General features: G+C 70.1%; 8 protein-coding genes. 6 read left to right on the top strand and 2 right to left on the bottom strand.

Annotation, left to right across the window (positions count from 1 at the left end; translation table 11 throughout):
* Positions 1 to 217 precede the first annotated feature (217 nt).
* On the bottom strand, positions 218 to 1,132 hold the full coding sequence (locus ACWDRW_RS39585) for an endonuclease/exonuclease/phosphatase family protein (protein ID WP_451733226.1): 915 nt from the start codon (positions 1,130 to 1,132) through the stop codon (positions 218 to 220).
* Positions 1,133 to 1,570: 438 nt separating this feature from the next.
* Here ACWDRW_RS39585 and ACWDRW_RS39580 point away from each other — a divergent pair, with 438 nt between their 5' ends.
* The 6 genes from ACWDRW_RS39580 (at position 1,571) to ACWDRW_RS39555 (ending at position 10,838) form a co-directional block, all read left to right on the top strand.
* Positions 1,571 to 2,704, top strand: coding sequence for a S1 family peptidase (locus ACWDRW_RS39580; protein WP_451733223.1), 1,134 nt, complete (start codon positions 1,571 to 1,573; stop codon positions 2,702 to 2,704).
* Between the two features lie 159 nt (positions 2,705 to 2,863).
* Positions 2,864 to 3,598 carry a translation initiation factor IF-2 gene (locus ACWDRW_RS39575; protein ID WP_451733221.1) on the top strand — a complete coding sequence of 245 codons (735 nt, stop codon included), beginning with the start codon at positions 2,864 to 2,866 and terminating at the stop codon, positions 3,596 to 3,598.
* A gap of 345 nt (positions 3,599 to 3,943) precedes the next feature.
* Positions 3,944 to 4,831 (top strand): bile acid:sodium symporter family protein, encoded by an 888-nt coding sequence (locus tag ACWDRW_RS39570; protein WP_451733220.1) that lies wholly within the window; start codon positions 3,944 to 3,946, stop codon positions 4,829 to 4,831.
* Positions 4,832 to 5,408: 577 nt separating this feature from the next.
* Positions 5,409 to 6,998 (top strand): oxidoreductase, encoded by a 1,590-nt coding sequence (locus ACWDRW_RS39565; protein ID WP_451733217.1) that lies wholly within the window; start codon positions 5,409 to 5,411, stop codon positions 6,996 to 6,998.
* 369 nt (positions 6,999 to 7,367) lie between these two features.
* Entirely contained in the window at positions 7,368 to 7,808 is a 441-nt protein-coding gene (locus ACWDRW_RS39560; RefSeq protein ID WP_451733215.1) for an Lrp/AsnC family transcriptional regulator, read from the top strand.
* A gap of 51 nt (positions 7,809 to 7,859) precedes the next feature.
* Positions 7,860 to 10,838 carry an aminotransferase gene (locus tag ACWDRW_RS39555; protein ID WP_451733213.1) on the top strand — a complete coding sequence of 993 codons (2,979 nt, stop codon included), beginning with the start codon at positions 7,860 to 7,862 and terminating at the stop codon, positions 10,836 to 10,838.
* 53 nt (positions 10,839 to 10,891) lie between these two features.
* Here ACWDRW_RS39555 and ACWDRW_RS39550 read toward each other — a convergent pair whose 3' ends face one another.
* The gene (locus ACWDRW_RS39550; RefSeq protein ID WP_451733211.1) at positions 10,892 to 11,617 is read right to left on the bottom strand and encodes a class I SAM-dependent methyltransferase; all 726 of its coding nucleotides are present in this window, start codon (positions 11,615 to 11,617) and stop codon (positions 10,892 to 10,894) included.
* Between the last annotated feature and the right edge of the window lie 203 nt (positions 11,618 to 11,820).

Raw genomic sequence — 11,820 nt, 5'->3', positions numbered from 1 at the left:
AGTACATCCAGTACGAGGGCTTGCACCCGGCACGCCGAGAGCACGCACCGGACGCCGCTCCTTGACGGGCAAACGTTGCCTGACGCGGCACTAGCTTCACGCACGGGCCCGAGGAGCCGGGCACGCGATGCTTCCAAGGCCTCACGGGTGCCGGCCGGCCTCCGACGACATGACGTCGGAGGCGGAGCCGGTTCGGTTCCAGGGCGAGAGAGCCCGGCTACCGCACGGGGGTCAGTGCGATGCGGGCGGCGACCGGCAGGTGGTCGCTGCCGGTGGCGGGCAGGGTGCTGATGTGGGCGACGGTCGCCGCGCGGGCCATGACCTGGTCGATCCGGGCCAGGGGGAAGGCGGCGGGGAAGCTGAAGGCGAAGCCGCGCTCCGCCACGTTCATCCGTGAGGTCAGCGGGAGCAACCCGCGGTCGTCGACCGTTCCGTTGAGGTCGCCCAGCAAAAGCACCGTTCCCCGCTGCTCGGCACCTATGGCCTCGCCCAGCAGGCGGGCGCTCTCGTCGCGCCAGGAGGACGCGAGGCCACTCGCCCGGACGCGTACCGAGGGCAGGTGCGCGACGTAGGTCGCGATATCACCGTGCGGCGCGCGGACCACGGTCCGCAGTCCGCGACTCCAGGGCCCTGCGACTCCCTGCGGTTTGATGTCCAGCGGCCGGGAATGGGCGAGCGGATACCGCGACCACAGGCCGACGGTGCCCCGGACCACGTGATACGGGTAGTCCGCGGCGAGAGTTTTCTCGTACGCCGACAACGCCGGGGGCACCAGCTCCTGCAGCGCGACGAGGTCGGGCCCGGCGTCGGCCAGGACGCGGGCCGTGCCCACGGGATCGGTGTTCTCGTCACTGACGTTGTGCTGCACGACAACCAGCTCGTGCGGGCCGGCCTGCGGCTCGGGCAGCAGCAGCCCGCCGAAGAGGTCCGTCCAGGCGGCCACCGGCAGGAGCAGGGCAACCAGAGCGGTGGCCGAACGGCGCAGCAAGCCCAGACCGAGCAAGATCAGGACCAGCAGGCCGAGCCAGGGCAGGAACACCTCCAGCAAACTGCCCAGACGGACCGCGGAGTTGGGCACGGCCCGGTGGAACACAAGCAGCCCCGCCGTCAGCACCGCGCACACAGCGGGCACCCGCCACCGCGCCTGGACCCACCGGCGTCTCGCGTCCCCCTCTCCCCCCTCTCCCCCCTCGCCTGGAACCCGCCGACTCGCCCGGCGCAGCGCCCCGAGGGCCACTACCGCCTCCACCGTCGACGCCACACTGCTACGCGCCCGCTCCACCTGGGTCCCATCCGCTCGGCTCTTCGCATTAGACGAACCGCCAGGTACCGCGGGTTCCGCTGTGCCGTCAGAAAGGATCAGCCGCGCCGCGGCGGCTCGCCCGGCGCGCGGGACGGCGGCCGACTCCTCGCCTGTCCCCTCGTCTCACCGACACTCAACTGCACCTAGGTATGGACCACTTGCCGACGGCGGCGTAACCTCCCGGCTAACGTTGAGAGCGCTCTCACCGTCCGCGCGCCCGCTGCCAGCAGCCGGCGTACCCCCACAGCGAACGGAAGGAAGCACCCCATGCGTCATACGCGATCACGCGCTGCCGCCGCTCTGCTGCTCGCCCTCGGAGCAGCAGGCGCCTCCCTCGCCCCGACCGCCCAGGCCTCACCCGGCGTGGGCGAGATGTCGCCGGGGCTGGTGCGGGCGATGCAGCGAGACCTGCACCTGACGAAGTCCGAAGCCGAGCACCGGCTCTCCGCAGAGCGGCAGGCGATCACCGTGGAACGGCGCGTCAAGAGCCTGGCCGGCAACTCGTACGCGGGCAGCTGGTTCGACGCGGACACCGGCCGACTGACGGTCGCCACGACCGATCCGTCCCTGGCCGGAGAGCTCCGCGACGCGGGAGCCGACGTCCGCCGAGCCGTGTACTCGGCTGCCCGGCTGGACGCCACGAAGAAGCGGCTCGACAAGGCCGAGGCACCCAGAGGCATCGCCGCGTGGCGGGTGGACCACAAGGCCAACCGGGTGGTCGTGGACGTCGTCACATCGCGGCGTGCTGATAACGATGTCAGGTCCTTCGTGGAGAGGGCGCTGAGGGCCGGCCCCGTCGAGATCCGCGAAGTGAACGCGGCTCCCCAGCCGTTCGCCGCCGGTACCGTCGGAGGCGACCCGTACTACACGGGCAACGTCCGTTGCTCCATAGGCTTCTCGGTCCATGGCGGTTTCGTCACGGCCGGCCACTGCGGCCGCAGCGGCGCCGCCGTCAGAGGCTGGGACCACACCGCCGTCGGCACCTTCCAGGGCTCATCGTTCCCGGGCGACGACTACGCGTGGGTGAGTGTGGGCAACGGCTGGTGGACCGTGCCCGTGGTGCTCGGCTGGGGCACCGTGCCGGACCAGCTGGTGCGCGGCTCGAACGAGGCTCCCGTCGGTGCGTCGATCTGCCGCTCCGGTTCCACCACGCGCTGGCACTGCGGGACGGTCCTCGCGAAGAACGAGACGGTCAACTACAGCCAGGGCGCCGTCCATCAGATGACCAAGACCAGCGTGTGCGCCGAACCGGGCGACTCCGGAGGCTCCTTCATCTCCGGCGACCAGGCCCAAGGCGTCACCTCCGGCGGATGGGGCAACTGCTCCAGCGGCGGCCAGACCTGGTACCAGCCGGTCAACGAGATCCTCAACCGCTACGGCCTGCGCCTGCACACGGTGTGAGCGCCGGGCTGCGATGAGGTCGAGGGCGAGGCGCACGCCTGACACGGGAACGTCACAGGGTGGACCCGCCTCTGACCGGCGTACCTGAGTACGTTCACCCCAACCGGTCTGAGTACGAAAGCAGTTGTCAGCCGTGCGTGGCGCCGAAAGGGTGGACGCATGCGCCGACTACCGCTGCTCGCCCCGCTGTTGCTCTGCACCGCCGCCTGCGGTGTGGTGCAGTCCTCCGAGGACGATGCGGCGGACGCCGCACGTGAGGTGGCCACAAGGGCGGGCGAGCAGCTCTACGGCCAGCGTCCCCGCACGGCGGACGAGGTCGGCCGCTCCGCTTCGGACATCGACGGGGTGGAGGTACTGCGCGTGACAGGTACCTCCACCCACGACGGGGACGGCATCGACGTGGTCATCCGCACGTCCGGCTCGGCGTACGACGGGTGGTTCGCCTCCGAGCAGGTCACCGTCCTGCGCTGTTTCAGCGTGCGGGTGTCGCCCAAGTCGGAGTGGGGTGAGGACCCCCATGACGTGGACTGCCCGGAGGGCCCCGCGCTGGACTTCGCCCCGCCACCCGAACCGCCCCGACTGCCCTACGAGGAACTTCGCACGAAGCTTCCCCGAGTGCCGGAAGGCGGCCGGGCGGACGAGGCCGAGGTACGCCGTACGCTCGCGGCCCTGGACCTGGACCCGGCAATCCGCACCGAGGTGCAGGCGGACGGCAACCGGGTCGGGGTTCTGCTGTCGACGAAGGGCAACGGCTACGACGCCCAGGACTGCCTCCTTGCCCGCGTGAGCCCCGGCGCCACCGAGGTGTGGGTGCCGTCCCGGATCCAGCGGATGCCCGGCGAGGGCGGCTGCACCGTCGGCAACGCCCTGAACCCGGCACCGCCACCGCACTGAGCGCGGTGTCCCGCTCGGGCCTGATGCCTTGAGTACCACCGGAGAGAGCAGCGCAGCCGCTGCGATCACGACTGCCATGGGCAGCTTGAACGACGATGGCAGTGTCGACCGCCGAAGTGCCTACCCCGATCTGTTCGAGGCCCTGCGCGGTCCATGGCCGGGGCGGCAGACCCTCGGCGCCGCGGCAAACCGGCGACGCGCGATCCATGTTGACCGTGCTCACGCCCGCATCTACTGTGCGCGGTGCGGACAGCACCTGAGCATGTGCATGCAGGACCGTCAACGGGTGTCCTCTGGCCTTGACCCTGCACCGCGCCACCCCCGCCCCTGACGACGGAGCCGCGCATGGACACTCCCCTCGCCACCGTGTTCCTCCCGCTCGCCCTCGCCGTCATCATGTTCGGGCTGGGTCTGTCCCTCACCCTCGACGACTTCCGGCGGGTGCGACGCCACCCCCGGGCGGTGGTCGTGGCCATGTCCTGCCAGCTCCTTCTCCTGCCCGCCGTCTGCCTGGGCCTGGTCCTCGCCTTCGACCTCTCCCCCGTGCTCGCCGTCGGCATGATGCTGCTGGCCGCATCACCCGGGGGCACGACGGCCAACCTCTACAGCCATCTCTTCGGCGGCGACGTGGCACTGAACATCACGCTCACGGCGGTGAACGCACTGCTGGCCATCGTGACGCTGCCGATCATCACCAACCTCTCCCTGAACTACTTCGAACCCGACATCGGCGAGAACGGCATGGGGTTGCAGTTCGGCAAGACCCTGCAGGTGTTCGCCCTGGTCCTCGTGCCGGTGGCGATCGGGCTCGCCATCCGCCGCCGCTCACCGGAGTTCGCGCGCCGCATGGACCGCCCGGTCCGGCTTCTGTCGGTCGTCGTGCTCGTCACGATCATCGCCGGTGCCCTGGTGGCCGAGAGGAACAACATCGGCGACTACCTCTCCGACGTAGGGCCGACGGCGGTGGTCTTCTGCGCGCTCAGCCTCACGATCGGATACGCCATACCGCGCATGGCCCGCCTGGACAAGCGGCAGTCGATCGCCTGCTCCATGGAGATCGGCGTACACAACAGCGCCATCGCCATGACCCTGGCCATCAGTGTGCTCGGCAGCGTCAGCCTGGCAGTTCCGGCCGCGGTCTACGGGGTGCTGATGAATCCCGTCGCGGCCCTCGCGGGCCTGGCGATGACCCGGGGCTCCCGGCTGGCCGAGGAACCCGCGCCGGCCCACTGACCCCCGTGTCGTCCGTTCCCGAGAGGCCTTTGCTGGTTTCTGGGCTGTCGCCCCGGGTTGGAACCGCCCATTCCCACCCAACATCTCGGGAGGAAGTCGGTGGAGTGGCCGCTGTGGGGGGACGCGCATGTCTGGGGCTGGACTGTCCGACGCGGAGCAGATGGTGTGGGACGCGTTCCCCTCCGGGCTGCGGGTTGATCTGCGTCATCCCTCCGTAGGTGACCCGCCTGTCGGTAGCCCGGAGGTCCGAGCGGAGGTTCTCGCCCGACTTCTGCTCGGGGAAGTCGAGTCACGGCCGGGGTGCGTGCCCGCGCTACGGCTGCGCGGCGCAACCGTTACAGGAGTCCTGGACCTGTCAGGCTGCGACCTCCGGTACGCCCTGGTCGCTCAAGCCTGCACGTTCCGCGAGCAGCCGCTGTTGGAAGCCGCGTCCACCGGACTCATCGATCTCAGCGGTTCAGCGTTTCCGGGCCTGTGCCTGCGGGACGCGCGCGTCGACGGACTTCTACGGCTCACCAGCTGCCGCAGCAGTCAGCCCGTACGGCTCACTCGTGCCCACGTCACGGGAACCGCCGACTTGACGGGCCTGAGCGTCACCGGCGCTCCCGCGCTGCATGGCGACAGCCTCGTGGTGGAGCGCGACCTGCTGTGCCGGGATGCGGTCATCGACGGAGAGGTGCTGCTGTGGAGTGCCCGGATCGGCGGAACCCTGGTCCTGGAAGGCGCCGGCCTCACCCACCTCGCGGGGGCAACCCTCAACGGTGACGGACTCGTCGTGGAGGGAGGACTCTTCGGCGGAGTCTCCCCGCAGGCGTCCGAACGCCCGCTGGTCTCCGAGGGCGAACTGCGTCTGCAGGACGCGAAGATATCCCGCTGCTGCACGCTGACGGGCGCACGGCTTCGCAACGCGACCGGCCCCGCGTTCAACGCCGAACGCCTGCACGTGGACGGGCCACTCGGGCTGGACGCGGGTTTCACGGCTGACGGCCCGGTCGTCCTGACGGGCGCCAGTGTCCAGGGCCCGCTCCTGTTGCAGGGCGCAACCCTCAACGGAGGGGGCGAGCGCGCCCTGGACGCGTCTCTCGCCCGTATCAGCGGCGACCTTGCCGCAGGTGGCGGTTTCACGGCCACCGGAGAGCTGATGCTGGAGGAGACGCACGTGGACGGATCCGTCGTTCTCTGCGAAGCCCGGCTGCACCACGCACAGGGTGAGACTCTTTCGGCTCGACGCCTGCACGTGCTCGGGCGCATCGGCGGGGAGGGCCTGGAATCCACCGGGCGGATCGTGCTCACTGACGCGCGCGTGGGCGCCAGCGTGGAGTTCCCGAACGCTCGCCTGACGAACCCTTCGGGCGGCGACACCCTCACGGCCTGGGGGCTCTCCGTCGGCGGAACTCTCGACTGCTGTGACGGCTTCCGCTCCGACGGCCGGATCTCCCTGACCAACAGCCGCGTCCACAGCGATCTGTGCCTCGAAGGGACGACCATCGACGGACCACTCACCCTCAACAGGATGACCGCCGGCTCACTCAGGACAGACCGCAGCACGCGGCTCCGCGGCCCGGTCGATCTCCGGCACGCCCGCATCGGCGTCCTCGCGGACCTCCCGGCTCGCTGGCCCGCCGTCCTTCTGCTGGACGGCCTCGTCTACGACCATCTGAAGATCGCGGACCCGGTCGGCGAGCGGCTCACGTGGCTGGGCAGGGAACAAACCGGCTATCTGCCACAGCCGTACGAACAACTGGCCGCCACCTACACCCGGCAGGGCCTCGATGACGCAGCGCGTGAGGTCCTCCTGGCCAAGTGCCGCAGGCGGCAGGCGACGCAGCCGACGGCGCAGCGCTGGTGGGGCCTGCTGCAGGATTGGACCGTCGGCTACGGTTACCGCCCCTTGCGGGCCGCGGTGTGGTTGTTGTTCTTGCTGATCGCCGGGACGTGCGCCTTCGCCGTCCACCGTCCGCCCGCCGTGAAGCCGGCTGAAGCCCCGCCGTTCAACCCGCTCCTGTACACGCTTGACCTGCTGTTGCCCGTGGTGGGCTTCGGCCAGCAGCAGGCCTTCAACCCGCTGGGCTGGCAGCAGTGGCTGGCCGCGGCGCTCATCGCCGCCGGCTGGATCCTCGCCACCACAGTGGCAGCCGGCCTCACGCGCACGCTGGCACGGAGGTAGCGCCGGAACACCTGTCGTCGCTCCGGCAGGTATGACCGTGCGCGGGGAACACGTGACGCTGCTGGGAGGCAACCGGCAACCGGACCTCTTGCACCGCTGGCGCCTGACCGACCGCGAAGCCCTGCTGGTCGAGGAAGCCTGTCTCACCCTCCCCGACGGGGCACCCCTCAAGCGGTACGCACGTCCCGTCGGACGAGGCCGGCATCTGTACCTGCGCAGCTCATCCCCCGCGGGCTCACGAAACCTCGTGCACCATGCACCTTGGCACTCGATTCGATCGTTTCCACACTTGAATCGAGCGTTGTGATCCGGCATCGTGCTTGAATCAAGAGTGAGGCCTGCGGTTCGCGTGGGCGGGAGAGGTGTTGCATGGACGAGATCGACCGGGCCATCCTGCGGGAGCTGCAGGTCGACGGCCGGATCCCCTACGCCGATCTGGGGCCGAAGGTGGGGCTGTCGCCCTCGGCCGCGAGGCTCAGGTTGCAGCGGCTGATCGACACCAAGGCGGTCCAGGTCGTGGGAGTGACCGACCCGATGACCATGGGCCAGCAGGCGATGGCGCTCTTGGGCCTGCGCGTCGACGGCGATCCCCGGGCGGTCGCGGACGAGCTGTCCCGGCACGACGAAGTGGTGTACACCGTCCTGACGGCGGGCGGCTTCGACCTGTTCGCGGAGGTGGTGTGCCGTCGGCCTCGGGATCTCCTGGACTTCATCAACGACGTCGTGCGGCCCGTCGAGGGGGTCGAATCCGTGGAGAACTTCCCCTACTTCGGGATCCACACGCACCGCTTCCTATGGCATGTGGACTGAGGCATCCGAGCGTCGCAGCCCTGTTCGCCCGTACCAGCCGAGGAACCCCGCATGCAGTCCGACGAGCACCGCACGATCGACTTCTTCACCGAGGACGCCCTGCCCGCACCCCGCGTGTCTCCGGCCGAGGCGGAGCGCATCGCATCCGAACACCTTGGCATCACCGCTCGCGCGCAGGAGCTGGGCAGCCAGCAGGACGCCAACTTCCTGCTGCACACCGACGACGGCACGCCCGCGGCGGTTCTGAAGATCGCCAACCCCGCCTTCAGCGGCACGGAGATCGACGCCCAGGACGCGGCGGCCGACCTGATCGCCTCGGCCCACCCGGACCTGCGCGTCGCCACGGTCCTGCGCCACCCTGACGGCTCCCCGCGGCGCACGACGGTGGACACCGAGACCGGTCCGGCCGTCGCGCGCCTGCTGCGCTACCTGCCCGGCGGCACCTTCTCAGGACCTCGGCACCTGTCACCGACCACGGTGGCGGCCATGGGCACGATCGTCGCAAAGGTGAGCACCGCCCTGAGCGGCTTCCGGCACCCGGGGCTCGACCGCGTGCTCCAGTGGGACCCGCGGCACGCCGATCGCGTCGTCGCCAGGCTCGCCGGGCACATCGACGAGCCCGACCGGCGTGCCACCGTACAGAACGCGACCGCCGAGGCATGGGCGCACGTCCACAAGCTGGCCGCCGCACTGCCGTCGCAGGCCGTGCACCTGGACCTGACCGACGACAACCTGATCCGCTGTCCCACTGACCGTCTGCCCATGCCGGACGGGGTCATCGACTTCGGTGACGTGACCACGAGCTGGGCAGTCGGCGAACTCGCCGTGTCCCTGTCCTCACTGCTCCACCACCACGGTTGCGAGCCCCACCACCTGCTGCCGGCGGTCCGCGCGTTCCACGCCGTCCGGCCGCTCTCCGACGAGGAGGCGGAGGCCTTGTGGCCGCTGGTGGTCCTGCGCGCCGCCGTCCTGGTGGCCAGTGGGCGGCAGCAGGCCGCCGTCGACGAGGACAACGCCTACGCCAAGGCCGCCCTCGACCGCGAATGGCGCATCTTCGAACAGGCCGTCTCACTCCCCCTGCCGGTGATGACCGCCCTCGTCAGGCAGGCGACCGGCCCGGTCGACGTGCCCGCACCCACCGCGCAGGCCGACACACCGGTACGCCCTCTCCTACGAGGCCTCGCCGCCGACGACATCACTCTCCTGGACCTGTCCCCCGACGCCGAGTGCATGGACCTCGGAGCCTGGTTGGACGCCGGCACCGAGGACCGGCTGGCCGCATCCGCGCTCGCGGACGGAGCGGCCGTCGTCGCCACCCGGTACGGCCGTGCTCAGCTCACTCGATCCCAGGCGCTGTCCGCGGTGTCGACCCCCACGGTGCCCACCGGAATCGACCTCCGGCTCGGTCGGGACACGGTGCTCCAGGCACCCGCCGCGGGCAGGGTCCTCGCCGCAACACCGGGCCGCATAGAGCTCACCTACGGCTCGCAGGTGCTGTCCCTGTCCCTCCCCCACGAGGGCGGGCTGCCCCTGGTCAGCACCGGTGCGACGGTGCCGGCGGGCGAGGAGATCGCCCACCTCGCCTCCGGCACGACGGTGCATGTCATGCTGCGCGCGGCGGACGGCCCCGACGTACCGCGCCTGGTCCGGCCCGAGTACGCCCCCGGCTGGCTCGCGCTCACCGCCGACCCCGGCCCCCTCCTCGGCCTTCCGGCCACCTCCGACCGTCCCGGCGACAGCGATCTGCTCGACCGGCGTGAGGCGGTGTTCGCCACCGTGCAGGGGCACTACTACGCCAACCCTCCCCGTATCGAGCGGGGTTGGCGCCATCATCTGCTGTCCACCGAGGGCCGCGCGTACCTGGACATCGTCAACAACGTCACACCGCTGGGCCACGCCCACCCCAGGGTCGAACAGGCCGTTTCCCGGCAGTTGCGGCGACTCAACACCAACTCGCGGTTCCACTACTCCTCGGTGGTGGAGTTCACCGAACGCCTCGCCGGACTGCTTCCCGCGCCCCTGGACACGGTGTTCCTGGTCAACTCCGGTTCCGAGGCGGTGGATCTGGGTCTGCGGCTGGCGATCGGGGCGTCGGGGCAGCACGATGTCGTCGCACTGCGCGAGGCGTACCACGGCTGGACGTACGCCTCCGACGCGGTCTCCACCTCGTTGCAGGACAACCCGAACGCCCTCGCCACCCGCCCGAGCTGGGTGCACACCGTGGACTCCCCCAATGGCTACCGAGGCCGGCACCGCGGCAGGGACGCCGTACGCTACGAGCCCGAGGCCGTCGCGGTGATCGACGAACTGGCCGCTTCGGGCCGCCCGGCCGGGGCGTTCATCGGCGAGACCTTTTACGGCAATGCCGGCGGCGTAGCCCTTCCCGAGGGCTACCTCGCCGGGGTGTACGCGGCGGTGCGCCGCCACGGCGGCCTCGCCGTCGCCGACGAGGTCCAAGTCGGCTACGGCCGCCTGGGCCACTGGTTCTGGGGCTTCGAGCAGCAGGGAGTCGTGCCCGACATCGTCTGCGTCGCCAAGGCCATGGGCAACGGACACCCCCTCGGTGCCGTCATCACCTCCAAGGAGGTCGCCGATCGCTACCGCGAACAGGGCTACTTCTTCTCCTCCACCGGCGGCAGCCCGGTCTCCAGCATCGTCGGCCTCACCGTCCTGGACACCCTGCGCGACGAGGATCTCCAGGGCAACGCGGTGCGAGTCGGCGGCCATCTGAAACGCCGCCTCGAAGCACTGGCCGACCGATACGGCATCGTCGGCGCAGTCCATGGCTCGGGCCTCTACCTCGGCCTGGAACTCGTCCGGGACCGCACTACCCTGGAGCCCGCCACCGAAGAAACCGCCGAACTGTGCGACCGCATGCTCGACCTCGGCGTCATCGTCCAGCCCACCGGCGACCACCTCAACATCCTCAAGATCAAGCCACCCCTTTGCATCGACTCCCCCGCCGCGGACTTCTTCGCCGACATGCTCGACCTGGCCCTGAGCCAACTCGGCCACGGGCAGACCGGCTGAGGCCTGCCTGGTGCGAGCTCGCCTCGCAGGGGCCAGAGCCAATCATCGCGAGGTCACGTACGTCGCGCCAGGAAGACGAACTCCTTCCCGGGACGATCGGAAGCCTCGCGGATGTCGTCCACGGCGTACCCGTGCGCGACCAGGTCCCGCTCCACTTCCTCACGCTCGCGGAAACGCAGCGTCGATTCCGAGGTGAGTACGTGTCCGTCTACTGCGAACCTGTACGTCGATCGGAACGTAACCAACGGCCAGTTCACCTCCAGCACTTCGACCCAGGTCTCGACGGCGCCGACGCCTGCAATGTCGGTCAAGCCGTGCGATTTCTGCCGGGTCCACTCCTCCCAGGCGCGCCTGGCCGGATCGCGCGTCTCGAAGACCAGGTGTCCGCCGGGCCTCAGTGCTTGGCGGGCTCCCCGTAGCGTCTTGTGCCATGTCGCCGGGTCAGCGATGGCCTGGGCGACGTTCGCCGTCATCGTCACGAGGTCAACCCGCAGCGGTGGGAGGTCTGTTCCGTCACCACAGACCCAGCGCACTCGCTCGCTTCCCGGCTTGGCCCGAGCGACGTCGAGGGACGCCCCTGCGGGATCCACGCCCACGACCTCGATCCCGCGGTCGGCCAGAAGAAGTGCGAACACCCCCGTACCGCAACCGATGTCCAGCACGCGCTGCGCCCCGAACTCCTGAGCCAGCTGCAGGTATGCGTCCAGATCGCTGCGATCAGGGTCGAGCGGATCGTAGATCGCGGCCAGCCGCGGATGCGCGAAGCAGTCGTCCACCATGCGGCCGAACCTATGCACAGCCGGACGCGCACAGCTACTGAGTTATCGCGAAAGTCGGACGCTTGCGATTCTCCGCAAGGGAGGCAGCCGTGCGGGCGGTGGGAGGGTTGAGGTTCCCCCGAGGTGCGGCGGGTGGTGACAGAGGGTCAGATGGTTCTCATGAGAGGAGCATCGATCATGGCTGCACCCAGGAAGTACTCGCT

The sequence above is a fragment of the Streptomyces sp. NPDC003635 genome, from assembly GCF_053587635.1.
The sequence above is the reverse complement of the archived record's forward strand: the minus strand, read 5'-3'. Positions and strand labels throughout refer to the sequence as shown.

Bases quoted from the DNA above. Each gene is read 5' to 3' on its own strand.
- ACWDRW_RS39580 (WP_451733223.1), top strand. From the start codon at position 1,571: ATGCGTCATACGCGATCACGCGCTGCCGCCGCTCTGCTGCTCGCCCTC.
- ACWDRW_RS39575 (WP_451733221.1), top strand. From the start codon at position 2,864: ATGCGCCGACTACCGCTGCTCGCCCCGCTGTTGCTCTGCACCGCCGCC.
- ACWDRW_RS39570 (WP_451733220.1), top strand. From the start codon at position 3,944: ATGGACACTCCCCTCGCCACCGTGTTCCTCCCGCTCGCCCTCGCCGTC.
- ACWDRW_RS39560 (WP_451733215.1), top strand. From the start codon at position 7,368: ATGGACGAGATCGACCGGGCCATCCTGCGGGAGCTGCAGGTCGACGGC.
- ACWDRW_RS39555 (WP_451733213.1), top strand. From the start codon at position 7,860: ATGCAGTCCGACGAGCACCGCACGATCGACTTCTTCACCGAGGACGCC.
- ACWDRW_RS39550 (WP_451733211.1), bottom strand. From the start codon at position 11,617: ATGGTGGACGACTGCTTCGCGCATCCGCGGCTGGCCGCGATCTACGAT.